The sequence below is a fragment of the Erythrobacter sp. HKB08 genome (assembly GCF_004114695.1).
In the GTDB taxonomy this organism is placed as follows: Bacteria; Pseudomonadota; Alphaproteobacteria; order Sphingomonadales; family Sphingomonadaceae; genus Parerythrobacter_A.
Genome location: NZ_CP035310.1, coordinates 1,103,645 through 1,129,045 on the forward strand (window position 1 = coordinate 1,103,645; position 25,401 = coordinate 1,129,045).

The following is a 25,401-nucleotide window of genomic DNA, read 5'->3' on the forward strand; positions in this document are numbered from 1 at the left end:
GGTCCCTCCTCGGCGGAATCAATCGGGTGGTAGCAGAGTTTCCGGCGTCATCGAATCGAGTTCTCGTTCACCGGCTCCGTCGCGCTTGTCGAGTTCGGCGAGCGCCTCGCTGCGTTCCTTGTCGATCTCGCTCGCCGGCGGGTCGGCGAGGGTCGTGCCCTCGGCGTCGCTGTCGCCATCGTCCTCGGCCAGTTCGCGTGCCGAGACGGGGTCAGCATTCGGGTCGATGGCAGGCGGTGTCGCGGGCGGGATGCGGGGCGTGTCGTAATCGCGCATGGAAGCATGTCCTTTCACCTGATCGAACGCGCGGGGCATTGCAGGCGTTCCGAGGGCCATCGCGGCTTGCCCTTTTGCCCGTGTCCTACTAAGGGCGCTCCCCTGTCCGTGTGGGCTTTCCCGTCCGCGCGCGGCTTCGTTCGGGTTGCGGGCGTGGCGGAATTGGTAGACGCGCTGGTTTTAGGTACCAGTATCGCAAGATGTGGGGGTTCGAGTCCCTTCGCCCGCACCAGCCGCCGCTGGCACACCCTTCGAGACAAATTGAGTTTACGAGAGACGAGAAGACAAGCGCATCATGCAGATCAAAGAGACCACCAACGAAGGCCTCAAGCGCGCCTATGAGGTGACGATCCCCGCAGCCGAAATCGCTGGCCGCGTGGAAGCCGAAGTGAAGAAGATCGCCCCGCAGGTGCGCATGCCGGGCTTCCGTCCGGGCAAGGTGCCGGCGAACCTCGTCAAGAAGATGCATGGCGAGCAGCTGCACGCGCAGACCATGAACGACGTGATCCGCGAATCGGTCGACAAGGTCATGCAGGACAACCAGCTGCGCCCGGCGATGCAGCCGGCCGTCGACCTCAACGAAGGCTATGAAGAAGGCAAGGACGCGGTCGTCACGATCGACCTCGAAGTCCTGCCGGAAGTCGAAGCTCCCGACGTGGAAGGCCTCAAGCTCGAGCGTCTGACCGTTCCGGTGGCCGACGAAGCCGTCGAGGAAGCGCTACAGAACATCGCCAGCCAGCAGAAGAGCTACAAGGACGCTCCCAAGACCCGCAAGGCGAAGGAAGGCGACCAGCTGATCATCGATTTCGTCGGCTCGATCGACGGCGAGGAATTCGAAGGCGGCAAGGCCGACGATGCTCCGCTGGTGATCGGTTCGGGCCAGTTCATCCCGGGCTTCGAAGAGCAGCTGACCGGCGTGAAGACCGGCGATGAGAAGACCATCACCGTCACATTCCCCGAAGATTACCCGGCCGAGCACCTCGCGGGCAAGGACGCGCAGTTCGCCGTCACCGTGAAGCAGGTGAAGGTCGAGGACGAAACCAAGCTCGACGACAGCTTCGCCGAATCGCTCGGTCTCGACAGCCTCGACAAGCTGAAGGAACTCCTGCGCGGCCAGCTCGAGCAGGAAACCAACGGCCTGACCCGTACGCAGATGAAGCGCCAGCTGCTCGACCAGCTCGCTGCCGGCCACGACTTCCCGGTTCCGGACAAGATGGTCGAAGCCGAGTTCGAGCAGATCTGGGCCCAGCTCCAGCAGGAAGCTTCGCGCGACGAAAATCCCGAGCATGTGCTGAAGGAAATCGAAGCCGAGAAGGACGACTACCGCAACATCGCCGAACGCCGCGTGCGCCTCGGCCTGCTGCTGTCGGAAATCGGCCAGAAGAACGGCGTCGAAGTCAGCCAGCAGGAAATGAGCATGCTCATCCAGCAGGCTGCCCAGCAGTATCGTCCGGAAGACCGCGAGCGGTTCATCCAGTACGTCCAGTCCGAGCCGATGGCCGCCGCCCAGCTGCGTGCGCCCCTCTATGAGGACAAGGTCGTCGACTTCCTGTTCGACAAGGCTGACATCACCGACCGCAAAGTGACCCGCGAAGAGCTGGAAGCCGCGATCGAGGCCGACGAGGAAGCCGAAGAGGCAAAGGCGAAGAAGCCGGCTGCCAAGAAGAAGGCTCCTGCGAAGAAGAAGGCTCCGGCCAAGAAGGAAGCGGCCAAGAAGGACGAGAAGCCTGCCGCCAAGAAGGCGCCTGCCAAGAAGGCACCGGCGAAGAAGGCTGCTGCCAAGAAGGCCGACGACAAGAAGCCGGCGGCCAAGAAGGCTCCAGCCAAGAAGAAGGCTCCGGCAAAGAAGCCCGCAGCGAAGAAGTAATTCGCCTGCGCTAACCGATAGGGGCCGCCCGCTGCGTCAGCAGTCCGGGCGGCCTTCTATTTCCAGCTTCCGGTCCTCGGGAGAAAGCGCGGCCATTTCGGTGCTCTCGCCCGCGTGGACATGCGCGCCGCGCCGCTCGACATGCGAGAGGAAACGCGCGGCCGCGACACCGTGCACGACGATCGAGACGAGGATCGTGAAGCACACGATCGCCCATAGCTGCTCGATGCCTGCAAACTCGCCATGGTTCTGGCCGTAGGCGAGGTAGTAGAGCGAACCCATCCCGCGGATACCGAGGAAGGCGACAGCCAGCTTGCCTGCGAAGGGCAGGCCGCACAGGCTTTCCGACAGTAGCCCTGCAAGCGGGCGGATGACGAAGATCAGCGCGATCCCGATTGCCGCGCCCCACCAGGTGAGGCTTTCGAGCACGCCGCCTGCAATCAGGCCCCCGAAACCGAGCAATACGCCGACCAGCACGATCTTCTCGATCTGGTCGATGAAGTGGTGGCTGATCTTGTGATAGCGGCTGGCATTCTCGCGCTGGCGGGCGGTGACCGCGCCGACGAACACGGCGAGAAAGCCATAGCCCTCGACAATCTCCGCCAGCCCGTATCCGAGGAGCAGCGTGCCGAGGACGATCAGCCCTTCGCTGGTCGAGTATTTCTCCGGCCAGCTTGCGTCCTTCTCGTACCCCTCGTCGGCACCGCGCTCGAACACATACCAGGATCCCGCCCGACCGACGGCCCAGCCGACGATCACACCGGCGGCGATCTGCCACAGAATGTCCTTCGCGAACCATTCGACAGTCCACCAGCCGAGCGATGTCATGCCGATCGCCGCGATGGCGAGATAGGTGAAGGGGAAGGCGAGGCCGTCGTTGAGCCCGGCCTCCGCAGTCAGGCTGAAGCGCACGTCGTGGCGCTCGTTCTCGCCCGGCGGGCCGACCTGCACGCTGCGCGCGAGCACCGGGTCGGTCGGCGCGAGGCATGCGCCGAGCAGGATCGCCGTTGCAGGCGCAAGGCCGAGCGCCCACCAGCCGAGCAGCGCGACCGCACCGATGGTCAGCGGCATGGCGATTACCAGCAGCGGCCAAATCTGCCGCCAGTTCTTCCAGCTGACCGGCCGGTCGATCGCGATGCCTGCTGCCGCGAGCGAGGCGATGACGATGAACTCGGTGACGTATTCCAGGGTCAGCGCATCGAAGCCGTCCTCGGTCGGGTTGAGATGCGGCAGGCCGAGCGGCAGCGAGAAGGTGATAAAGCCGATCCCGACATAGACGATCGGCATGGGCAGCCAGCTCATCGCCAGCCGTCGCTCGAGAGAAACCGCCAGCATCAGGCCGATGCCGAACAGGACGAAAAGGAAGATGCGCGGGTCCATTCCCGCGATCAACGCGCCTGCGGCTTCCAGGGTCCGAAGGTCGGTTCGGGAAGCTGGGCGGTCCGCGCCCGCTCGTAGGCTGCGCCAAGCTTCAGCACGTCGTGATCGGCCCATTTCGCGCCGAAGAAGCTGATGCCGACGGGCAGGCCCTCGACATGGCCCATCGGTACGGTGAGATGCGGATAGCCCGCAATCGCCGCCGGGCTGCCGAAGCCGATGCTGCCGTTGAAATTGTCGCCGAGAACGAGGTCGCTCATCCAGGCCGGACCGCGGGTCGGCGCGGTCAGGAATTGCACGTCGTTGTCGGCGAGCAGCTTGTCGAGCGTTTCCTTCCCGGCGATGCGAACGGCGTTTTCGCGCGCCTTTTCATAGGCTTCGTGGTCGGTTGTCGTTTCCGCCAGTTCGAACAGGTCCTGACCGAACCAGCGCATTTCCGTGTCAGCATTGGCCGCGTTGAAGGCGATCAGGTCGGCAAGGCTGCGCGGCATGTCTTCACCGGGAAGCGAGGTCAGATATTTGCCCATCTCCTCGCGCAGTTCGAACAAAAGCACGGTGAAGCTGTCGCGGTACATTTCGTTGTTGGGGTCGAATTCGATGTCGACCAGCACCGCGCCCGCACGCTCGAGATCGGCGAGCGCGGCCTCGAAACGCTCGCGAACGTCTGCGCGGTTGCCGATCTGATTTCGCATCACTCCGATCCGCACGCCTTGCAGCGAATAGCTGTCGAGGCCCGCGGTGTAGTCGGAAATGCGGTTCTGCGCGGCCAGGGTCGCTGCATCTGCCGGATCCTCGCCCGCGATTGCGCCGAGCAGCATGGCGGCGTCATGCACCGTGTTCGTCATGGGGCCGGCGGTGTCCTGCGTGCTCGAAATCGGCACGACATGGGTCCGGCTGACGAGGCCGACGCTAGGCTTGAAGCCGACGATGCCGTTGATGCTTGCAGGGCAAGTGATCGAGCCGTTCGTCTCCGTCCCGATGGCCGCCCAGGCGAAGCCCGCCGCCACTGCCGCGCCGCTACCCGAAGACGAGCCGCACGAGTTGCGATCGGTCGCGAAGGGGTTCTTCACCAGCCCGCCGACCGCGCTCCACCCGCTGGTCGAATCGTTGGAGCGGATGTTGGCCCATTCCGACAAATTGGTCTTGCCCATCACCACTCCGCCCGCCGCGCGCAAATTGGCGATCAGCGGCGCGTCGCGTCCCGTGTCGTTGTTCGCCAGCGCGAGGCTGCCGGCGGTGGTCGGGAATTCGCGCGTCTCGATATTGTCCTTCACCAGCACCGTGCGGCCCATCAGTGGCCCCTTGGCGGCACGCGATTTCGCGGCGATCTCCGGATCGTAGGCGATTACCGCATTCAGCTTGGGTCCGGCATCGTCGAGCCGGGCGATCCGCTCTGCCTGGACCTTCGCCGCCACCCACGGGACATCCGATACCTCCAGCTCGACAGTTTCTGCGTCCGGTGTGGAAGCGCATGCAGCGAGGACGAGGACGAAGGGTAGGGCGGCGACAGCCGAGACGATTTTTCTCATGCGCGACACACTGCGCAGGAGGCGCGTCGCTGGCAAGAGGGAGCGGCGCGTTAACGATTTTGCACCGCCTCGTCCCTAGGCAGGACGCCGACCGCGCGGCGCTGGTGTTTACCGGCGCGCTCTGCTGCCGGTCGGATGACCCGTAAGGCCATGAGCGAAGGACGATGACCGACACCGCCCCCCGCAAGCATTATCACGACATCGACGGCGCCCGCTCGGTGCTGATGTTCCTGTCGGTCGCGCTGCATGCGGGGACGGTCTATGCACCTGCTCGCCCGCACATCACCTCGAACCTCGACCGTGCGGAATTCTTCGACTGGCTGATCTTCGGCCTGCACATGTTCATCACGCCGACCTTCTTCTTCGTGGGCGGCTTCTTCACCGTTCTGCTGCTCAAGCGCCGGTCGCTGGGCGATTTCCTGTGGAACCGTTTCCTGCGCACCGCCGTTCCGCTGATCACCATCGCGCTCAGCTTCAACATGCTCGAGCACTATTTGCGCTATGTCGATGCAGGCGGAACGGCGAGCTTCATCGGCTGGATCGGCAGCGCGGAGTTCAACCAGGTGTGGGCAAGCGGGCTGTGGCAGCTGCACCTGTGGTTCCTCGTCAGCCTTATCCCGATGTTCGCAATTTCGGGCTTCCTTCACGCCGCTCTGCCGAAGGATGCGGCCATTCGCGGGTGGGCGAAGAACTTCAGCGAGAAGCTCGGCGGGTGGGTGAACTCAGACAATTCCGTACGCTTCGCCGCACTGCTCCTGCTGCTCGCCTTTGCGAACTTCGCCAATTACACCGTCGCGGCCAAGGTGCCGGGCAGTTACGAGCTCATCGTTCCCGGCTTCCAGAGCTGGTACAAGCTCGTCAGCGAGTTTCCGTTCTTCGTGATCGGCGTCATGGCGGCACTTTCGCCGAGCCTGCTTGCGGGCCTGACCAAGTGGCGCAGCTGGATGCCGTGGGCAGCCGCCGCGGCATTTGCCATCCAGCCCTATGCCTTCCCGGAGAACAGCGCGTGGGAGGCTGCCGGTCGCCTGTTCGCGAACCAGCTGGTGATGTGGGTGCTTGTGCTCTTCATCCTGCAGTTCTTCCATCGCTACGCTAATTTCCAGAGCAGGCGGACCGCGTGGCTCGCCGACTGCGCGCTGTCGATGTACCTGTTCCACCACTGCCTGGTGTATGTCTTCGGGCGCGCATTCGTGCCGCTCGACTGGCCGATCGGTCTCGAATTTCTCGCAGTGACGGTGTTTGCGGCCGGCACGGTGATCGTGCTGCACGAATACGTCATCCGGCGCTCGCCGGTCGCGAGACTGCTGTTCAACGGCAAGACCGATATCGACGCGATCCAGCAGCAGCGCGGGGCGCTGGGCAGCCGCGCCGCCCCGGCGACTTCGTAAAGGCTAGAAGTTTCCGCTCACGCTGAAGCGGAAGATCGGCCCGATCCTGCGGCTGCGATCCTCGATGAAGGCGATACGCCCCTCGTCGCGCGGGCCGTCATAGACCGTGCGAACGAACCGGTCGCGCCCTCCGAACAGGTTCGCCGCCGTGGCGCGCACCGTCAGGCCGAGCAGGTCCTTGTGCTCGACGAAGACGTTGGCGAAGGTCGGGCCATCCTGCTCGCGGCCGATTTCGCGCAGGCGGAAATAGGGTCGGTCGCGGTTGTACTGCACCCCGCCACCATAGGCGAAGTCGGTACCGGGAACGTCGTGGCGGAAATCGATCTCCAGCTCGCGATCGCGGCCGTTGGAGAAGTCGCGCAGCTCGCCGGTCAGCGGGTCGACGACCTCGCCTTCCTCGTATTCGAGCCGGATGTCGAACTGCGCGCCGGTCCAGCCGATCGGGTCCATCAGCAGCGTCGTCGTCCATTCCATCTCTGTACGGCGGGCTTTGTCGATATTGCCGCGCGCTTCGCCGCCACCGGGCAGGGGGATGAGATCGACGAAATCTTCGATCCAGCGTTGCTCGTAGAAGAAGGTTGTCGAGCCCCATTCGCCGAGCGTCTTGTTGACCTCGATCCGCGCTTCCCAGGTCTGCGAGGGGACGAGCTCGTTATTGCCCGCATTGGCGTTGCCATCGTCGAGGAATACCCGCGCGAGGAAGTCGCCGAAGGATAGCTGGCCGACGCGCCGCTCGATCGCGGCGGTCACGTCGAAGCCTTGTGCGACCTGCCACGACAGCGAAACCTCGCCCTTGGGACGCGAGAAGCTGCGCTGGTTGGCCGCGCTGCCGGTCTGCTTGATGGTCGAAAACTCGTAGCCGCCGGTTGCCTGCAGGCTGAGCCGGTCGGTCAACGCGCGGCTGAAGCTCGCGGCGATCTCGTAGCGGCTTTCGCGCACGCCGCCGGTGCCCTCGGGAAAGTCGAGCTCGGTGAAGCTGCCGTCGGGGGCGAGTTCGAACAGGCCGGAAACGCGGTTGAGGCGGTTGAACGCCGCCTCGCCCGAAATCTGCCAGTCGGCCTCCCACAGCGGGAAATTGTATTCCGCGCGGGCGATGCGTTCGCCCGATCCGTCGGCACGGGTGAAGCGGCTGCCGGTCGGGATGATCGTAGTGTCGTCGAACAGCGAGGTGACCGTCTGGCCGAAGTCCTCGTCGTCGTAGCTTTCAAGGCCGATCAGCTTGAGCCGCCCGGCACCGATCGGGAAGGTCACATCGCCGCCGATCTCGTATTCGTAGCCGTCTTCCGCCGTGCGGATCGCGCGAAGGAAGGGATCGAGCGCGGGGCCGCTGATCGCCTCGTCCTCGAAACGGTCGAAATAGCTGCGGGTGTAGGACAGGTTGAGCGTCGCGGTGACGTCCGAACCGAAGTCGTAGCCGAGGTTCGCCGTCGCGGTCGGACGGTCGATACCGCCGGTGAAGACGGTGTCCTCGGCCTGCAGCAGGTTGCCGTCGCCGTCGACGATGAGCGTCGGACCTTCCGCGCCGAAGCGGTTGTTGTTGTTCGACAGGGCGAGCGTGTAGTTGAGTGCGCCGGTCGTGCCCGCGACGGAAATCTCGCCGCCGTACCATTCGGGATCGACTGCGGTCGTGCGGAAACCGCCTTCCCAGTTGAACGTGCCGGCCACGCCCGAAAGGTCGACGACGACGTTTGCGACCTGGCCCGAAAGACCTGGGATATCGAGCGCAGTCCCGTCGACGATCTCGATCCGCAGGACGTCCTTGGCCGGAATGCGCTGGAGTTGGTCCTGCACGCTGTCGCTCTTGCTCGACAGGCGCTGGCCGTTGACGATCACGTTCTCGTCCGCCTGGCCAAGGCCGCGGCCATTGTTGCCGCCGCCACCGCCGCCGCCGCTGATCTGGAAGCCGGGCACGCGGTTCAGCATCTCGAGCGCATTGCGCGGCCCGTAGCGTTCGAAATAGGCAGGCGGATAGGTCGTCCCGCGCCCGCTCGCCTGCGGTGCGGCATCGGCCGGAGCGGCCTGGTCAATTTCCTGCGGTTCGCTGTCCTGCGCCTGCACCGGCGCGGCCCAAAGCCCGACGGAGATTGCAAGCGCGCTGGCGACCGTTCGCGTGTAGGGGGTGCGCGCGATCATGTAGTTCTATCCAGTCCCTTTTCGCGTGCCTTTTGCAGATGGGGCGTTTCGATGAACGCCTATTCGACGGGAAGGCATCGCAGCACGATGAACGAATATTGCGCGCAGGCGTTCCGGGCTGCTTTTCCACCGCGATTGGTTAAGCCCCTTGAACATCGCGCCGGCTATCGCGACATAGCGGTTCAATTCGCTTCGAAGAGGAAATTCCCACATGATCGATCTCAGCGCTCAGCTCGGAGAAACCCACGGAACGCAGGGCCAGTTCACCCGCGATCCGCTGACCGGCGCGCTGGTGCCCGTCGTGGTCGAACAGACCAGCCGCGGCGAGCGCAGCTTCGACATCTTCAGCCGCCTGCTGCGCGAACGCATCGTGTTCGTGACCGGCCAGGTGGAAGACGGCATGGCGTCGCTCATCACCGCGCAGCTGCTGTTCCTCGAAAGCGAGAACCCCTCGAAGCCGATCAGCATGTACATCAACTCGCCGGGCGGCGTGGTGACTGCCGGCATGGCGATCCACGACACCATGCAGTACATCAAGCCGCGCGTGTCGACCGTCTGCATGGGCCAGGCCGCCAGCATGGGCAGCTTCCTTCTCGCGGCGGGCGAGCCGGGCATGCGCATCGCGCTGCCGAACGCGCGCATCATGGTCCACCAGCCCTCGGGCGGCGCTCGCGGCATGGCCTCGGACATCGAGATCCAGGCACGCGAGATCCTGCGCATCAAGAAGCGCATGAACGACCTCTATGTGAAATATACCGGCCAGAGCCTCGAGGATATCGAGAAGGCGATGGACCGCGACACCTTCCTCGAGGCCGAGGAAGCGATGAAATTCGGCCTCGTCGACAAGGTCTTCGAAACCCGCCCGGAAAGCGGCGAGGAGACCGAGGAAGGCTCCGGCGGCGCGCCGGAATAAGCGAAAGGGATTAACGCGCCCCAGTGTGGGACGTTAACTGTAGCATTTCGGCAACCTTGCCACTTCAGCTTGTGGCAAGCCCGATATGCTAGGCCCAATGTGTTGATTAATGACCATCCGGCCTTAGAGTCGGACGAATCCCCGTCGGCGCTGTCGCGGGCGGGATTCGGGACTACGGGATATGACCAAGTTGAGCGGAACCGATAGCAAAAGCACGCTGTACTGCAGTTTCTGCGGCAAATCGCAGCACGAGGTGAGGAAACTCATCGCGGGGCCGACCGTGTTCATCTGCGATGAATGCGTCGAACTGTGCAACGACATCATTCGTGAAGAAACCAAGGCGGGCCTCACCGGCCGCAAGGAAGGCGAAGTCCCGACGCCGGCCGAAATCTGCGCCACGCTCAACGACTATGTGATCGGCCAGGACCGCGCCAAGCGCGTCCTCTCGGTCGCGGTGCACAACCACTACAAGCGCCTCAACCACGCCGCCAAGGCAGGCGATGTGGAACTGGCGAAGTCGAACATCCTGCTCGTCGGTCCGACCGGTTCGGGCAAGACGCTGCTTGCGCAGACGCTCGCGCGCACTTTCGACGTGCCCTTCACCATGGCCGATGCGACCACGCTGACCGAAGCCGGTTACGTGGGCGAGGACGTGGAGAACATCATTCTCAAGCTGCTGCAGGCGTCGGACTACAATGTCGACAAGGCGCAGCACGGCATCGTCTACATCGACGAGATCGACAAGATCACCCGCAAGGCGGAAAACCCCTCGATCACCCGCGACGTGTCGGGCGAGGGCGTGCAGCAGGCGCTGCTCAAGCTGATGGAAGGCACCACCGCCTCCGTCCCGCCGCAGGGTGGGCGCAAGCATCCGCAGCAGGAATTCCTGCAGGTCGACACGACCAACATCCTGTTCATCTGCGGCGGTGCTTTCGCGGGTCTCGACAAGATCATCGGCGACCGCCTGCAGAAGCGCTCGATCGGCTTCGGCGCGCATGTCGCCGACCCGGACAAGCGCCGGATCGGCGAACTGCTCGAGAAGAGCGAGCCCGAGGATCTTCTCAAGTTCGGCCTCATCCCCGAATTCGTCGGCCGCCTGCCGGTCATCGCGACGCTGCACGACCTCGATGTCGATGCGCTCGTCACGATCCTGCAGGAACCGAAGAACGCCATCGTCAAACAGTACCGCAAGCTGTTCGAGCTCGAAGATGTCGAGCTGACCTTCACCGACGACGCGCTGCGCGTGATCGCGGAGAAGGCAATCAAGCGCAAAACCGGTGCTCGCGGGCTGCGCTCGATCGTCGAGGCGATCCTGCTCGACACGATGTTCGACCTGCCCGACATGGAAGGCGTGACCGAAATCGTGGTCGACAAGGACGTGGTCGAAGGCCGCAAGGACCCGATCCGCGTCCACGGCGGCGACGACGAGAAGGAAGAAGCAGCCTAACAGGTTGGTGGCCCGAATGGGCTGACACCAAGGCGTCGTGACGACAGTCGCGGCGCCGGGCACGGCTTCTCGCAATTTTCCCACGACAGTTCGCACGAAAAACCCCGACCGGCAGGAGGAATTGCCGATCGGGGTTCGAGGGGCGCTGCCCGGGTATCCGTGTGGGCAGCGCTTGGGGAAGCTTGCTTACGGCAGGAAGACGCCGTCGGTGACGTGGACCACGCCGTTCGAGGCCATCACGTCGGCCTGCGCGACGACGGTCGTGCGGCCTGCGCCATCGGTGATGGCAATCGTGTCGCCGAACTTGCTCGCGACGAGCTGTTCGCCTGCGATCGTGTCGAAACTGTAGGCGCCGCCGTTCTTGTCGATCGCCGACAGCAGGTCGCCTGCGGTCACGTTACCCGCGACGGCGTGATAGGTCAGGATCTTGGTCAGCTGGCCCTTGTTCTCCGGCTTGAGCAGCGTCGCGACCGTGCCGTCGGGCAGCTTGCCGAATGCATCGTCGGTCGGCGCGAAGACGGTGATCGGGCCGCCGCTCGACAGCGTGTCGACGAGGCCTGCTGCCTGGACTGCTGCGACCAGCGTGTCATGCACGCCGGTGCTCTGCGCGACGCCGACGATGGTCGGCTGCGACTGGGCGGCATGATGCTTGTGATTGTGCGCTGAAACGGGGCCGGCGGCGAGCGCGAAGGTGCCCATGGCTGCAACGGCGGCAAGCGCGGCGGCTTTGAACTTTGGTGAATTCTGCATCGTATTCTCCTCTTCTCGATCAAGCCCCGTCCTGCTTGTCGTGTGGAGTTACGCAGCGCCGTGCGGCGCGGATGCAAAATTCTTTGCGAAAAATTTCAGATGGTTGCGAAAGCGCCTTCGGCCACGACCGGACCGGCGTCGGCGTCGGCGGGCTTGCCACCAAGCGGTTCGCGCGTGAGGACCATCTGCGAGCCGTCATGAATCAGCGAAGCCACTTCGGGGTCGAGCGCCATGCGCACCTGCTCGCCCGGGCGGACCACGCCGAGCGAGCGCAATTCGCCCTCGTCGGGGACCAGCCAGAGCTCGTGATCGTGCACCCCGTCGGCCGTCAGCCCGCTGGCCGAGACGAGCATCTCGCCGCGGTCGGGCAGGTAGGTGACGCCGAGGCGCAAGGGCGTGTCGGCAATCGGGATCGACGCCATCATCGGTGCCTGAGCGGCAACGTTGCTCGCGTCCGGATCGGGCAGGTTGGTGTTCGGAAGCGGCTGCAGCGCGACGAGCGAGATGATTGCAACGGCCGCGACCGCAGTGCCCGCGCTGGCCCACTTCCAGATGCGCAGCTTGCGGCGCAGCGCGATGACCTCGCCGCTGTCGCTCGCGCCGTCCAGTTCGGCCTCGATCCGCGCCCAAAGCTGGGGCGAGGGCTGGGCGCCTCCGATCTCGTCCGCGAGCGGAGCGAGGCGCGTTTCCCAGAAAGCGACGCTGTCGGCGAAATCGGGCTCGCGGGCGAGCCGTGCGCGCGCGGCGAGCAGTTCCTCGCCCTCGAGCAGGCCGAGCGCATATTCGGCGGCAAGGCGATCGGTTTCGGTCATTCGCCTTTCTCCAGGCAGGCTTTGAGTTTCGCGAGGCCGCGGCGGATCCAGCTCTTCATCGTGCCGAGCGGCACGTCCTTCGCCTCGGCCAGCTCGGCATAGGTGTGGCCGCCGTAGAAGGCGGCGCGGATCGCCTCGCCGGTGCGTTCGTCGAGTTCACCGAGGCAGGTCCGGACACGCGCGCTGCGTTCGGCATCGATCAACATGTCCTCGGCAAGCGGCATCGCGTCGGGCAGCTCGGCGGCAGCTTCCACCGGTACAGCGCCCCCGCGCACCTTGCCCACGCGCAGCCGGTCCACCGCGCGGTTTCGCGCGAAGGTCGCGAGCCAGCTGATCGGGCTCGCACGGGTTGGGTCGAAACGGTCCGCCCGCCGCCACAAATTCACATAGACGTCCTGCAACGCGTCCTCGGCTTCCTTTCGGTCACCCAAGATACGCAGGCAGATGCCGAAGAGCTTCACATTGGTCGCGCGATAAATCTGCTCGAGTGCCGATCGCTCGCCCTGGCCGAGGCGGACCATCGCATCGGTCAGCTGCGCGCGTGCGGTGTCGGCCTCGCTCATCGCTTCAGCAGCCCCCGTTGCACTGCGGTTCGCGCTCGACCTGGATGGTCGCGTGGCCGATCCTGAAGCGATCATGCAGCGCATCGGAGACAGACGCGAGGAAGGGATCCCCCGGGTGGCCGCCCGGCATCACGAGATGCGCCGTCAGCGCCGTCTCGGTCGTGCTCATCGGCCAGATATGCAGGTCGTGCACCGCTTCCACTCCTTCGAGCGAGGCAAAGTAACTCCTTACCTCGCTTTCGGAAATCCCCTGCGGCACGGCATTGAGGCCGAGCTTGATGCTGTCCTTCGCCAGCCCCCAGGTGCCCCAGGCGATGACCGCGACGATCAGCAGGCTGGTGACCGGATCGATCCATTGCTGTCCGGTCATGAGGATCAGCACGCCCGCGATCACCACGCCGAGCGATACCAGGGCGTCCGCCGCCATATGCAGGAACGCGCCGCGGATATTGAGGTCGTCGTGCCGGCCGCGCAGGAAGAGCAGCGCAGTGCCGGTGTTGATCGCGATGCCGATGCCCGCGACGATCACCATGGTCATGCCCTGCACCGGTGCAGGCTCCCACAGGCGGTGGATCGTCTCGAACAGGATTGCGCCGATCGCGATCAGCAGCAGCGCGGCATTGGCCATGGCGGCGAGGATGGTCGAGCTCTTGTAGCCGTAGGTGAAGCGCTCGTTCGCCGGACGCTTGGCAGCGACGCTGGCGACCCAAGCAAGGACCAGCGCGAGCACGTCGGACAGATTGTGCCCTGCATCGGCCACCAGCGCCATCGAGCCGGAGAGAAAGCCGTAGGTCGCCTCGATGATGACGAAGGCGGTGTTGAGGATGATCCCGATCAGGAAGGCACGGCCGAAATCGGCCGGCGCGTGACTGTGCCCGTGCCCATGGGAATGCCCGTGGGAATGCCCGTGCGAATGATCATGCGAATGCCCGTCCGCATGATCGTGTCCCGAGTGGCTATGTGCGTGCGGCGCTCCCATCAGCTCAGTCGTAGACGCAGGCGTCGAGCCCGTCACGCCTGACGACGCCCATGCGTGCGGCTATCGTATTGCCGTAGCGGCGGGTGAAGCCGCCCGGGTTCACGACGGAGCGTTCCTTGGGCAGGGGGAGGGCGGCTGCCATGCGCGAGGCTTCGCTCTTGGTCAGGCGCGCGGCGGAGTGCTTGAAATAGCGCTGCGATCCGGCCTCGGCGCCATAGGTTCCGATCCCGGTTTCCGCGACGTTGAGATAGACTTCCATGATGCGGCGCTTGCCCCAGATCTTCTCGATCAGGAAAGTGAACCACGCCTCGAAGCCTTTGCGCACGTAGCCACCACCCTGCCACAGAAAGACGTTCTTCGCGGTCTGCTGGCTGATGGTCGATCCGCCGCGGATGCGCCCGCCCCTCGCATTACTCGCAATCGCCTTCTCGATCGCTTCGCGGTCGAAGCCGTCGTGCAGGCAGAACTTGCCATCTTCCGCCGCGATAACGGCGGTCACGAGATTGCGGTCGATGTTCGACAGCGGCTCCCAGTCGCGGGCCACGCCGTTCTCGTCGAGCAGCATGGTCGCGGTATAGGTCACCGGCACGAATTTCAGCACCAGCACCAGCGACAGGCTGATCGCGATGAACCAGAGGATGGTCTTGGCAAGAAACTTGCCGATCTTCAGGAGCATTCAGGGTGGCTAGCGATTTCCGTGCCGCTAAGCGAGTCCCGTCACTTCAGCTTTTCCGGCCAGTCGATTTCGCGAAGCATTGCAAAGACATCGGGGAAGGTTTCCTCCGACCCGGTCCAGCTTGCACGATATTTGACCAGCCACTCGTCGCCCGGCGAACAATGCACGTAGAGGTCGGATACGAGCGCCGGATAGTTCGGGTTCATCCCTCCCGCCGGAATGGCGTAGCGAGCATGCGTCGCGGCGTGCATCGACTTGCCGCTCGGCGACGGGGCCGATCCTTGCGACAGCTTCCTTACGCCGCGGTATTTGTTGATCGACACCTGCGCGTCGGAGAAGCTTTCCGCGCAGTCGAGCCCGCCGTAGGGCGGATAGACATAGAGGGTCAGGATAAGGACGCCGTCGTCGTTCTTGAGGCTGTAGCCGACTGCCACATCGATACCGGCCTCGTCGAAGGTAGTGGCGGTGTTGCCGCGACTGGCTCCGCCGATCTGGTCGGGGAAGGTGGTCCCGCTCGGTTCATGGAGCCATGGCCCGCTCGGTATGGCGGTGCGTTCCTGCGCCTGGGCGGCAAGCGGCACGGCAGCGACGAGAAGCAGGGCGAAGGCTGCCCAGAGACGTTGGATGGTTTTCACGGTTCTCCCCTCATGTCCTCACGAAGGGGAAGGTGGCAGAAACGAAAAGCGCGGGAAACCCCCTCGGGCTCCCGCGCTCTTTCGATTTATCGACAGGCCGGTCAGGCGGCGACAGGCATCAGCCGTTCGCCGGCAATCGCCTTCATGGCCTTCTGCAGCTTCTCGAACGCGCGCACTTCGATCTGGCGGATACGTTCGCGGCTGACATTGTAGACCTGCGACAGCTCTTCGAGCGTCTGCGGGTTTTCCGTCAGGCGGCGCTCGGTCAGGATATGCTTTTCGCGGTCGTTCAGGCTGTCCATCGCCTCGACCAGCATTTCGTGACGGACTTCGGCCTCTTCAGCTTCGGCCACGGTCTCGTCCTGCAGCGGGCGATCGTCGGTCAGCCAGTCGAGCCACTCGCCCGAGCCTTCCTCGCCATTGCGCATGGAAACGTTGAGCGAACCGTCGCCGCCCATCATCATCCGGCGGTTCATGTTGACCACTTCCTGCTCGGGCACGCCGAGATCGGTCGCGATCTTGTTCACATCGTCCGGGTGGAGGTCGGTATCCTCGTAGGCGTCGAGGTTCTTCTTCATCCGGCGAAGGTTGAAGAACAGCTTCTTCTGCGCCGCGGTGGTACCCATCTTCACGAGGCTCCACGAACGCAGGATGTATTCCTGGATCGAGGCCTTGATCCACCACATGGCATAGGTCGCGAGGCGGAAGCCGCGGTCGGCTTCGAATTTCTTCACGCCCTGCATGAGGCCGACGTTGCCTTCGGAGATGAGGTCGCTCACCGGCAGGCCGTAGCCGCGATAGCCCATGGCGATCTTGGCGACGAGTCGCAGGTGCGAGGTCACGAGCTGCGCTGCAGCTTCGGAGTCCTCGTGCTCCTCGTAGCGCTTGGCGAGCATGTATTCCTGCTCGGCCGTCAGCACGGGGAACTTCTTGATTTCTGAGAGATAGCGGTTGAGGCTCTGCTCACCGCCGAGCGCCGGGACGCTCACTGCCTTGTTGTTGCTCACTTCTTCCCTAACCTTTCTGTGTCGACCTTCGCGAGCAGACCCCTGATGGGCATCCGTTCTGTTAGGCCACACGGTTACATATATATCATTCGCCCGCGTTTTGCAGTGCCATTCATCGATTTCAACGAGCGGTTTCGTCGATGAGTTCCCGCATATCGGAGGGCAGATCGGCGTGAAATTGGTGCATTTCGCCGGTCACCGGATGAACGAAACCGAGACTGGCCGCGTGGAGTGCCTGGCGGGCGAAATCGAGCCTCTGGAGGATCGGGCGGAGCGATTTCGGAGTGCGGCCATAGATTGGATCCCCTAATAGCGCATGGCCGATTGACGCACAGTGAACGCGTACCTGGTGGGTCCGCCCGGTCTCGAGGCGGCACTCTATCAGACTGCAATTATTGAGTTTTTCGAGCGTACAATAATGCGTCACCGCATGTTTTCCGCGGCTCGACGATTCGGGCAGCACGGCCATCTTCTTGCGGTTCTGGTCGGAGCGTCCGATTCGCCCCGAAATCGTGCCTTCGGACGGCCTGGGATGCCCGCCGCAGAGCGCGAGGTAGCGCCGGTGGATCGTGTGGTCGGCGAACTGCTTTGCGAGCCCTTCGTGCGCGGCAGTAGTTTTTGCAGCGACCAGCAAACCAGAAGTGTCCTTGTCGATCCGGTGGACGATTCCCGGCCGCGCGACCCCGCCGATGCCGGAAAGCTGGCCCTTGCAGTGATGGAGCAGCGCATTGACCAGCGTCCCGTCGGGATTGCCGGCGGCAGGGTGCACGACCATGCCCGCGGGCTTGTTCACGACGATCAGGTGCTCGTCCTCGAACACGACATCGAGCGGGATGTCCTGCGGCTTCGCTTCCGGCTCTTCGGGAGGGGGTAGCTGGATGGAGAAATGCGCGCCCGGCTGCATCTTGGCCGAAGGATTGGTGGCAAGCGTCGTGCCCACCGTCACCGCGCCTTCGGCCATCAGCGCCTTGACCCGTTCGCGCGACAATCCGCTCGCTTCGGCCAGCGATTTGTCGAGCCGTCCGGCAAGCGCGATGGTTCCGGTGATGATTTCGGCTTCTGCCATGCTAGGGCCATGCGGCATGGCCGTCGAAGTCTCAAGCGAAGTGTTGGAAGCCCTGCTCGCGCAGGCGGCACAGGCGCACCCGCGCGAATGCTGCGGAGTGCTTCTGGGCAGTGGCGAGCGGGTCGAACGGGCGATCCCAGTCGACAACGTGCATCCCGCACCCGAAAAGCATTTCGAAATCGACCCGCAGGTGCTGATCGACTGCCACCGCCGCGCCCGCGAGGGCGGGCCCGAGGTGGTCGGCTATTACCACTCGCACCCCAACGGTCTCGCCCGCCCATCGCCGACCGACCGCGAGAGCGCTTCGGGCGACGGTCGCATCTGGGCCATCGTCGCTGGTGGCGCGGTGACTTTCTGGAAAGATGACCCCGAAGGCTTCGAGCCACTTTCCCTCGCGACTCCGGACAGCTAACGTGCCGCCATGACTTCGCCGTTCGGCAATCGAAGCTTCGCCCGTGAACAGGCCGAAACGGTGTAACATGTGTAACGCAGCATCAGGTAAAACGCTCATTTCATGAACGATTCCGCATCCATCGACCTCGCCGCGCTGCTCTGTTCGCGCCTGTGCCACGACATGCTTTCGCCGATCGGCGCGCTCAACAACGGGCTCGAACTGCTGGCCGACGAGCAGGACCCGGAAATGCGCGCGAAGTGCCTCGAACTGCTCGAGCAGAGCGCGAAGACCAGCGCCGACAAGCTCAAGTTCTTCCGCCTCGCTTACGGTGCGGCAGGGGGTTACGGCGAGATGGTCGATGTCGAGGAACCGCGCGCGGCCATCGATGCGCTGATCGGCAGCAACAAGCGGATCGAGGCGCACTGGGCGATGGACGGGGGCAAGCTGCCCAAGGACGCGGTGAAGGTCCTGCTCAATTTCGCCCATATCGCGATCGAAAGCCTCATTCGCGGCGGGCGGCTCGATATCGGGGCGGAAATTCTCGACGGGAATTGCGAGATCGTGGTCCGGGCGAGCGGCGAGAGGCTCGCCTTCGACAAGGATATCGGCGCGGCGCTGCAGGGCGACCTGCCGGTTGGCCAGCTGTCGGGCCGCACCGCTCCGGCGCACATGCTCAACCTGCTGGCGGAGAAGGCCGGCGGCGGCCTGCAATACAAGTTCGCGGACAACACGCTCGTACTCGGCGCCGTGCTTCCGCAGCCCGAAGGCCTGATCGGCTGATGATCGGGCCCTCGCAGTTCCGGGCCGGGGGCGCCGCATGAAAGACGAGCTGGTCCACCGCGAGCTGCCTTCACCCAACTTCAACGACCGCACGCTGCCGATCTCGATGGTGGTCCTGCACTACACCGAGATGAAACCGGTCGAGACCGCGCTCGAGAAGATGTGCGATCCCGAGGCGAGCGTTTCGGCCCATTACTGCATCACCGAAGAGGGCGAGGTCATCCGCCTCGTCGCCGAGGAAAAGCGCGCCTGGCACGCAGGGCTGTCCTATTGGCGCGGACACAAGGACGTGAATTCGGCGAGCATCGGGATCGAGCTCGACCATCCCGGGCATGAGCTCGGCTACCGCGAATTCAGCGAAGCGCAGATCGATGCGCTGGTCCCGCTGCTGCACCGGATCGTGCAGGAATACGACATTCCGCGCGCCAATGTGGTCGCCCATTCCGATGTCGCGCCTGCACGCAAGATCGATCCGGGCGAACTGTTCCCGTGGGAGCGGCTCGCCGAATACAATCTCTGCCTGCCGCGTCCCCAAAAGCTCGAGCAGGGCGACCCGTTCGACAATGACGCGAGCTTCTACCTCGCGCTCGAACGCTTCGGCTACGACATCACCGACGGCCACAAGGCGGTCGAGGCGTTCCAGCGCCGCTGGCGGCCCGAAAAGATCGACGGCGAAATCGACGGGCAGATCCGCGCGATCCTGTTCCAGCTCCTGCTCGACCGCGACCGCGGGGTTGCGCGCTAGGATAGCTTCGCGAAATTGATCTCCATCAATGTTGGACGCGAGGCGCGCAGCTAGTCCGGCGATGAAAAGGAGATCACATAATGGCGCATACCGAATTCAAGGACTGGCCGGCCATCGCCGCCAACCTCATCCCGGCGATCAAGGAACTGCACAAGGGCGCACCCGGCGTTATGAAGGCGTTTCGCGAAATGGGCGCGGCCGCGCATGAAGGCGGCGCGCTCGATGCCAAGACGAAGGAGCTGCTCGCAGTGGCGATCTCGGTCGCGGTGCGCTGCGATCCCTGCATCACCTATCACGTCGAAGGCGCGCGCAAGCACGGCGCAACGCGCGAAGAGATCGCGGAGACCATGGGGCTGGCCGTCTACATGGGTGCAGGCCCCAGCGCGATGTACGCCGCCCAGGCGCTCGAAGCCTACGACCAGTATGCCGACAAGGCGGCCGGCTAGCCGAAATGCTTCCCCTTTGCGCGCGCGGTCCCTATATCGCGCGTGCCAGGGGGCCGGGCAGCCGCGAGGAAACTCGAGGAAAGTCCGGGCTCCACGAAGCAAGGGTGGCGGGTAACGCCCGCCCGGCTAGGCATAGAAGCTGATGCCGAGGGAAAGTGCCACAGAGAGTATACCGCCGATGGCGCCTAAAGCGCACAGGCAAGGGTGAAAGGGTGCGGTAAAAGCGCACCGGGGGGCTGGCGACAGTCTCCGCATGGCAAACCCCACCCGGAGCAAGGCCAAATAGGGACCTCGCGCCGCAAGGCAGGAACGCTTCGTTCCGAGAGGTCCGGGTTGGCTGCTAGAGCGCACGGAGCAATCCGTCGCCGAGACGAATGGCTGCCCTTGGGGATACGGTCCGGCAACCGGATACCGTCCGCAAGACAGAACCCGGCTTACAGGCCCCCTGGCACTTCCCGATAGCGCTGCTCCCTTTCCCCGCGGGCCCGTTCATGCCACGCCCATGGTCTGGGCCATAGGATTGGCCCATTGCAGGAGGGGGCATGGTCCAGGAACTCTTCACCGCGCCATTCTGGTTCAGCGTCATGCTGGGCAACCAGGCCATGGACACGCTCGAATTGACGGACCGCGAACGCGAGGATGCGATCCGGTCCTGCAGCCGCGAGGGCACGCCGCTCGATGCCGCCATCATCAACGGCAAGCCGCTGCGAAGTGCGGCAGGCCTGGAGAAAGCGATCGGGCGGGCAGGTGCCCAAAGCGTCATCGTCATCGGCGGAGACTATTCTGGCGAAGACATGCGCCCGCTCGCGCCGCTCCTGAAAGGTGGCTGCATCACTTCCGCGCAGATGCCCGAAACCGACTGGCGAACCAGCGACCTGTCGGGAACGCGTTTCCACCGTGTCGATCTTTCCGGCGCCAAGCTGGGACAGGCCTTGCTGGAGGACGCGAACTTCGTGGGAGTGCGCGTTTCGCATGCCGATTTCAGCGAGGCCATGGCGCGTGGAGCGATTTTCGACGCGACCTACGGACAGAGTGACTTCGAAGATGTGCGGTTCGACCGCGCCATGCTGGCCGGTGCCCGCTTCAACTGCGGAATTACCGTGGATGCCTGGTGCCGCTCGAGCGAATCCGCGAGCTTCGTCGAAGCCGATCTCAGCGGTGCTGATATCAGCAGTTTCGGTGTGTGGACGCAGGAGAGATACCGCGACGCACGGCTCGACGGCACGATCATCGCGCCGCGCAGCGTCAGCGCGTTGAACCTTGCGGACTTTGCCGGCCCGGTGGTCCTGAAAGCCGAGCAAGCCGGCGGTGGAACCGATGCTGTTACGGCCCGCATCTCCGCTCGCGAACTGCGCTGGCTGGTCATCGAGACGCTCGCACAAGTTGAAACCGAGCCGTCGTTCAAATGCCGCGATGCGACCACCACGGTCGAGAAAATCATCTGCGAGGAATACATGATGGACCTGCGCAGCAGCGACCGCGACATGGCGAAGCTGTTCGCCGAAGCGCGTGCCGCAGGCAAAGCCGACCTTGCAGGCCAGCGCCGCTGGCTCGCCAAGCGCAACCGCTGCACCGATGCCGAGTGCTTGCGAGCATCCTACGACAAGCGCATCGACCAGCTTTTCGCTGCACTGGGCGAGCGCCTGATCCTCGCACCCGACCAGAGCGTGACCTATCACGACGACGTGCTTCCGCTGCCTGCATCCATGCGGGGCGAGGAACTCTACAAGCGTATCCTCCCGGTGCTGAAAGATGCCGCCTGGGGCCATGCGACGCTGACCGGGCGGGAGGACGGGACGATCGCGGCGGAAGGCTTCGCACTCGGGGGCAATGCACACATGTGCGGCATGGGGATCCCCGAGGCCGCACTCGATCCGGAAACCGGCTGGTATTCCGCGACCAATTCCGATGGCAAACGCGTGCCGCTGTTCCGCATCTGGGGCGACAGGTTCATTCCGCGCTATTCGGGCAACCTCGGAAACACGCCGCAGGAGGTGATGGATTTCATCAGCTGCGGCGCGCGTGCGGGCTTCGGCGAGATGCGCAATCTGGAGGGCTAGGGAACCACGCCGCGCGTGAAGGTTTCAACCGGCATGACCGACAGAATCGAGCGCTCCGGCGCACAGCGCATCGCCATCATCCTCGCCGTCGTCTGGCAGATCGGCGCGACATTCCTGCCGCAGCTCGGCCTCGGCGAGCAGATCGGAGACCGCTCGGATGCGGTGCGCACGATCATCACGCCGTCGGGCTGGGCCTTCGCGATCTGGGGACCGCTGTTCTTCGGTTCGGCGGTGTTCGCGATCTGGCAGGCCCTGCCGAAGCAGAAGGGCAATGCGCTCCTCGCCCGCATCGGCTGGTGGGCGGCCCTTGCGCTTGCCGCGCAGGGGGCATGGGCGACCTATACGCAGTTCGCCAATCTGACCGCGATTTCGGCAATCATCATCGCGACCTCGCTCGTCGGCCTGCTGGCAATCCTGCGCATCATGGTTGGCTTCCCGCGCCACTTCACGCTGGCCGAGCGGCTGGTTGTGGGAATCGTGTTCAGCGCGCTCGCCGCATGGCTGACCGCTGCGACGATCGTGAATATCTCCGCGACGCTGGTTTATTGCGGCGTGGCGGGCGGCTTCGACTATCCGCTCGTCGGCGCGGCGATCGTCCTCGTCGGAGGTCTCATCGCATCGCTCGCCGTCCTGCGGAGCCGGGGCAATCCCTGGTACACGCTGGTCTTCTGCTGGGCGCTGCTCGCGATCTATTTCCGCGGCGGACAGGAAGCACAGAGCATCGCGCTCGCCTGCATCGTGTCGGGCCTGCTGGTCATCGGCGCTATGATTGCAGGACTGCGCGAAGCGGAGAACCGCAAGCGCTGGTTCGGCTGATCCGGCGGTAGTTCTTCTCGCTAGCGCACCCGCGAAGGTGCGAGCAGGATGGCATTGGCGATCAGCAGGTCGAGCCCGTCGAGATAGGCGCGCGTCGCCGGGTCCTGCGTGAAGCCGATCACCATGCCGCGTCCGCGGCTCTGCGCCATCAGGTAGGGCTTGTAGGCCAGCTGGCGGCGGTTCTCGTCCCACACATATCCGCTCGCGACGAGATCGCCCGCATCGGCGAAACGGATGACATTCGTCCCGTCTGCCTCACCGAGCGGCTGGAAAATCAGCGATCCGCTCGCCAGCACGACCGGGCCGCGGTCGTAGCCGGAGGAGAGGAAGTGGTCTGTGTCGGACACGGTGCGCAGGAGTGCGCCGGGCAATTCGTCGGGCGATGCCTTCAGGTCCTGCACGGAGGCGCGGTATTCCGCCTCGCTGGTGATTTCCGTGCCTTCCGCCGGGCCATCCTCGCTCGACGAGCCGCCCTTGCGTTCTTCCTTGCTGGCATCTTGCAGGCCGGTTTCGCGGCGGGTCGCGAGCAGCGCGTCATCGCTGCCGCTGAAGCCCGCCGTGGCGTTGCCGATGGTGACCAGCACGCCGCCGCGTTCGACGAAGCCTTCGATCCCTTCCATGCCCGATTTGCCGATTTCGCCTGCGACATCGCCCTGCGGCACGAGGAGCACGTCGTAGCGGTCGAGGTCTGCGCGGGAGATGCGATCGGATCGAATTGGTGCGACCGGGATGCCGAGACGCCGCTCGATCACGTAGCGCAGCGCACCCGCCGAAAGCGGCGAAACGCCGTCGCCCCAGATCATCGCCACCTTCGGCTCGGTAAGCCGCACGAAGCGGTCGCTGCCGAGGTTCGGGCCTTCATCGACCCAGCTTTCTGCAAGATCGACCGTCTGCGCGCCGATCGAGGAGGCGAGGGTGCGCAGGCTCGCCAGCTGTTCAGGCGTGTTGTCCGCGCGCGAGAAGATCACCGTGCCGCGGCCGAATTCGCGCCCGGCGGTGCGGAAGGCCTCGCTCGTCGTGCGGCCGGACAGACCGGCATCGAGCGCGGCGACGACCAGCTTGGCCTGACCGCTGTCGGTCCACGGAACTGCGACGGCATAATCGCCCGAGCCTTCGCTCATCGGCGCGATCGGATCGCTCGCCGTGACAAGGCTGCCGCCGCCCGCGCCGCTGCATAGCTGAACGTCGAGACCCGACATGTAGCCGACCGACCATGCGGTCACGTCGTAAAGTTCGTGCGGCAGGTCGCGGTCGCGGCGTTCCTCCTGCTCGCGCACGAAATCGGCGGGCAGGGGCGTGTCCTTGTCGAGCAGGCTGCGGATCAGGCGGCCGTTGGGCTGCGCGCGGTCGACCGACAGATAACCCATCGGATAGCTGCGTCCGCAGGCGCTCGCCGGTCCTTCGACGCGGCGCACGGCGATGCCTTGGAAGGCGAGGCGGCGGGCGAGGGATTCGGCATTCCAGCGCTTCTCTGCGAGGTCGATAACGTAGCGCCCGCCCGGCGTCGCGGCGCGTGCCGCGCGGCGATAGGAGGCGTAGTCGCGCAGGAAGGTGTCGGCGTTCTTTGCCACCGTTTCGGCAGTGGAAAGCGTGGCGAGAAAGTGGTTGCGAACACCCTCGCGATAGGTGAGCAGCGTACCGTCGCGCCGCTCCCACACGAGCCCGCGCGCCGAGCCTTGCTCGAAAGTGCTCGCGATCGCGCCGTTCAGCGTCGGCCAGGTGTCGCCGTAGCCGGGATAGAAGGCGTCGTAGACCTCGCGCGTGAAGTAGGGGATGCCGAGCATGTCGAACCAGCGCGCGTGATTGCGGCCGAGCAGCACCTGTTTCTGCCGCTGGTCGGGCGTGATGTTCGGGTTGAAGGGATCGGCGCTCGGCGGGAAGAAATAGGTGTCGTCCCCGCTCATTTCGTGCGCATCGACCAGCACCACCGGATGCCAGTCGCGCACGGCAGCGACCTTGCCGACCGTCTCGGGCTGGCTGAGCGTGAACCAGTCGCGGTTGAGGTCGAACAGGTAGTGGTTGAAGCGCCCGCCCGGCCACGGCTCGTCATGGCCTGCGGTGTTGCGATCGCCCATCGGCTCGAGGCCGAGCTGCTCGCGGTATTTCTGCACGAAACGCGCGCGCCCGTCGGGGTTCTGGCTCGGGTCGATGACGACGATGGAGTTGGCGAGGATCGTCCCGACCAGTTCGTCGTTGCGGCTGGCAAGCAGGTGGTAGGCGAGCGCCAGCGCGGCGTCGGAAGAGGAAATCTCGTTGCCGTGAACGCCGTAAGTCAGCCAGGTGACCGGAACGGTCGAACCGACGAGACCTGCGACATCGACGCCCGCTTCACCCGACGCGAGCCGCGCCATGTTCGCCTTGTTCGTCTCCAGCCGCGCCATGTTCTCGGGCGAGGAGATGACGAGGTAGTAGAGCGGGCGGCCCTCCCAGGACCGGGCATATTCGACCAGGCGGGTGCGCTCGGGCGCTGCCTCGTGAAGCGCCTCGATATAGCGCACGACGTTGTCGGGCGCGGTAATCCGCTCGCCCGGCGCATGGCCGATCTCTTCGGAGAGCGTCGGTATCGCGGGATCGAATTCGCCTTCGAGGAAGGACTGCGCCGCTGCCGGACGCGCGATCAGGAATGCGGCAAGGACAAGCGAAACGACGATACGCAGCATGCAGGTGGCCCCTCGGGAAATGCGCGCAGAATCGCGCGCCGTCCCGAAAGCCTAGCTGCGGCGTCGAGCCGCGTCGAGACGG

At 64.7% G+C, this 25,401-nt stretch carries 23 protein-coding genes, 1 tRNA gene and 1 other RNA gene; 12 read left to right on the top strand and 13 right to left on the bottom strand.

Features of this window, described 5'->3' with window-relative positions:
• Positions 1-18: 18 nt before the first annotated feature.
• Positions 19-276 (bottom strand): hypothetical protein, encoded by a 258-nt coding sequence (locus EO245_RS05215; protein WP_128891931.1) that lies wholly within the window; start codon positions 274-276, stop codon positions 19-21.
• A 147-nt stretch (positions 277-423) separates the two neighbouring features.
• Here EO245_RS05215 and EO245_RS05220 point away from each other — a divergent pair.
• Positions 424-508: transfer RNA gene (locus EO245_RS05220), tRNA-Leu, on the top strand.
• 63 nt (positions 509-571) lie between these two features.
• Positions 572-2,143: a trigger factor gene (tig, locus tag EO245_RS05225; RefSeq protein WP_128891932.1), complete on the top strand. Its 1,572-nt coding sequence runs from the start codon at positions 572-574 to the stop codon at positions 2,141-2,143.
• A gap of 36 nt (positions 2,144-2,179) precedes the next feature.
• Here the strand turns inward: tig and EO245_RS05230 are convergent, their stop codons facing one another.
• Positions 2,180-3,523 carry a sodium:proton antiporter gene (locus tag EO245_RS05230; RefSeq protein WP_128891933.1) on the bottom strand — a complete coding sequence of 448 codons (1,344 nt, stop codon included), beginning with the start codon at positions 3,521-3,523 and terminating at the stop codon, positions 2,180-2,182.
• Positions 3,524-3,531: 8 nt separating this feature from the next.
• Positions 3,532-5,049: an amidase gene (locus tag EO245_RS05235; protein ID WP_128891934.1), complete on the bottom strand. Its 1,518-nt coding sequence runs from the start codon at positions 5,047-5,049 to the stop codon at positions 3,532-3,534.
• Between the two features lie 164 nt (positions 5,050-5,213).
• On the opposite strand from EO245_RS05235, the gene EO245_RS05240 reads away from it, so the two are divergent.
• Entirely contained in the window at positions 5,214-6,437 is a 1,224-nt protein-coding gene (locus tag EO245_RS05240) for an acyltransferase family protein (protein ID WP_128891935.1), read from the top strand.
• A gap of 3 nt (positions 6,438-6,440) precedes the next feature.
• Here the strand turns inward: EO245_RS05240 and EO245_RS05245 are convergent, their stop codons facing one another.
• The gene (locus EO245_RS05245; protein WP_128891936.1) at positions 6,441-8,570 is read right to left on the bottom strand and encodes a TonB-dependent receptor; all 2,130 of its coding nucleotides are present in this window, start codon (positions 8,568-8,570) and stop codon (positions 6,441-6,443) included.
• 211 nt (positions 8,571-8,781) lie between these two features.
• Between EO245_RS05245 and EO245_RS05250 the strand changes: the two genes are divergently transcribed.
• Together EO245_RS05250 and clpX are read left to right on the top strand one after the other, a co-directional pair.
• The gene (locus tag EO245_RS05250; protein WP_128891937.1) at positions 8,782-9,483 is read left to right on the top strand and encodes an ATP-dependent Clp protease proteolytic subunit; all 702 of its coding nucleotides are present in this window, start codon (positions 8,782-8,784) and stop codon (positions 9,481-9,483) included.
• 181 nt (positions 9,484-9,664) lie between these two features.
• Positions 9,665-10,930 (top strand): ATP-dependent Clp protease ATP-binding subunit ClpX, encoded by a 1,266-nt coding sequence (gene clpX / locus EO245_RS05255; RefSeq protein ID WP_128891938.1) that lies wholly within the window; start codon positions 9,665-9,667, stop codon positions 10,928-10,930.
• 186 nt (positions 10,931-11,116) lie between these two features.
• Here clpX and EO245_RS05260 read toward each other — a convergent pair whose 3' ends face one another.
• The 8 genes from EO245_RS05260 to EO245_RS05295 all read right to left on the bottom strand — a co-directional run bounded on the left by EO245_RS05260 (position 11,117) and on the right by EO245_RS05295 (position 17,418).
• Positions 11,117-11,680 (bottom strand): fasciclin domain-containing protein, encoded by a 564-nt coding sequence (locus tag EO245_RS05260; protein WP_128891939.1) that lies wholly within the window; start codon positions 11,678-11,680, stop codon positions 11,117-11,119.
• A 95-nt stretch (positions 11,681-11,775) separates the two neighbouring features.
• Positions 11,776-12,492 carry an anti-sigma factor domain-containing protein gene (locus tag EO245_RS05265; RefSeq protein WP_128891940.1) on the bottom strand — a complete coding sequence of 239 codons (717 nt, stop codon included), beginning with the start codon at positions 12,490-12,492 and terminating at the stop codon, positions 11,776-11,778.
• On the bottom strand, positions 12,489-13,055 hold the full coding sequence (locus EO245_RS05270; RefSeq protein ID WP_128891941.1) for a sigma-70 family RNA polymerase sigma factor: 567 nt from the start codon (positions 13,053-13,055) through the stop codon (positions 12,489-12,491). Before EO245_RS05270 ends, EO245_RS05265 begins: the two co-directional genes overlap by 4 nt.
• Positions 13,056-13,059: 4 nt before the next feature.
• Positions 13,060-14,034: a cation diffusion facilitator family transporter gene (locus EO245_RS05275; protein ID WP_128891942.1), complete on the bottom strand. Its 975-nt coding sequence runs from the start codon at positions 14,032-14,034 to the stop codon at positions 13,060-13,062.
• Between the two features lie 4 nt (positions 14,035-14,038).
• On the bottom strand, positions 14,039-14,710 hold the full coding sequence (gene mtgA, locus EO245_RS05280; protein ID WP_128891943.1) for a monofunctional biosynthetic peptidoglycan transglycosylase: 672 nt from the start codon (positions 14,708-14,710) through the stop codon (positions 14,039-14,041).
• A gap of 41 nt (positions 14,711-14,751) precedes the next feature.
• The gene (locus EO245_RS05285; RefSeq protein ID WP_128891944.1) at positions 14,752-15,345 is read right to left on the bottom strand and encodes a hypothetical protein; all 594 of its coding nucleotides are present in this window, start codon (positions 15,343-15,345) and stop codon (positions 14,752-14,754) included.
• 101 nt (positions 15,346-15,446) lie between these two features.
• Entirely contained in the window at positions 15,447-16,352 is a 906-nt protein-coding gene (rpoH, locus tag EO245_RS05290; protein WP_199798685.1) for an RNA polymerase sigma factor RpoH, read from the bottom strand.
• A gap of 121 nt (positions 16,353-16,473) precedes the next feature.
• Positions 16,474-17,418, bottom strand: a complete 945-nt coding sequence (locus tag EO245_RS05295; protein WP_128891945.1) for an RluA family pseudouridine synthase — start codon at positions 17,416-17,418, stop codon at positions 16,474-16,476.
• Between the two features lie 16 nt (positions 17,419-17,434).
• Between EO245_RS05295 and EO245_RS05300 the strand changes: the two genes are divergently transcribed.
• The 7 genes from EO245_RS05300 to EO245_RS05330 all read left to right on the top strand — a co-directional run bounded on the left by EO245_RS05300 (position 17,435) and on the right by EO245_RS05330 (position 22,659).
• Positions 17,435-17,830 (top strand): Mov34/MPN/PAD-1 family protein, encoded by a 396-nt coding sequence (locus tag EO245_RS05300; RefSeq protein WP_128891946.1) that lies wholly within the window; start codon positions 17,435-17,437, stop codon positions 17,828-17,830.
• Between the two features lie 102 nt (positions 17,831-17,932).
• Entirely contained in the window at positions 17,933-18,592 is a 660-nt protein-coding gene (locus EO245_RS05305; protein WP_128891947.1) for a histidine phosphotransferase family protein, read from the top strand.
• 37 nt (positions 18,593-18,629) lie between these two features.
• Positions 18,630-19,337 carry an N-acetylmuramoyl-L-alanine amidase gene (locus tag EO245_RS05310; protein WP_128891948.1) on the top strand — a complete coding sequence of 236 codons (708 nt, stop codon included), beginning with the start codon at positions 18,630-18,632 and terminating at the stop codon, positions 19,335-19,337.
• An 80-nt stretch (positions 19,338-19,417) separates the two neighbouring features.
• The gene (locus tag EO245_RS05315; RefSeq protein ID WP_128891949.1) at positions 19,418-19,783 is read left to right on the top strand and encodes a carboxymuconolactone decarboxylase family protein; all 366 of its coding nucleotides are present in this window, start codon (positions 19,418-19,420) and stop codon (positions 19,781-19,783) included.
• Between the two features lie 45 nt (positions 19,784-19,828).
• Positions 19,829-20,236, top strand: an RNA gene (gene rnpB / locus EO245_RS05320) — RNase P RNA component class A.
• Between the two features lie 89 nt (positions 20,237-20,325).
• A complete protein-coding gene (locus EO245_RS05325; protein WP_128891950.1) occupies positions 20,326-21,843 on the top strand; it encodes a pentapeptide repeat-containing protein in 1,518 nt (505 codons plus the stop codon).
• A gap of 33 nt (positions 21,844-21,876) precedes the next feature.
• Positions 21,877-22,659, top strand: a complete 783-nt coding sequence (locus EO245_RS05330) for a hypothetical protein (RefSeq protein ID WP_128891951.1) — start codon at positions 21,877-21,879, stop codon at positions 22,657-22,659.
• 20 nt (positions 22,660-22,679) lie between these two features.
• On the opposite strand, the gene EO245_RS05335 is transcribed toward EO245_RS05330, so the two are convergent.
• Complete coding sequence (locus EO245_RS05335) at positions 22,680-25,319, bottom strand: M14 family metallopeptidase (protein ID WP_128891952.1); 2,640 nt, start codon at positions 25,317-25,319, stop codon at positions 22,680-22,682.
• Positions 25,320-25,401: the final 82 nt, after the last annotated feature.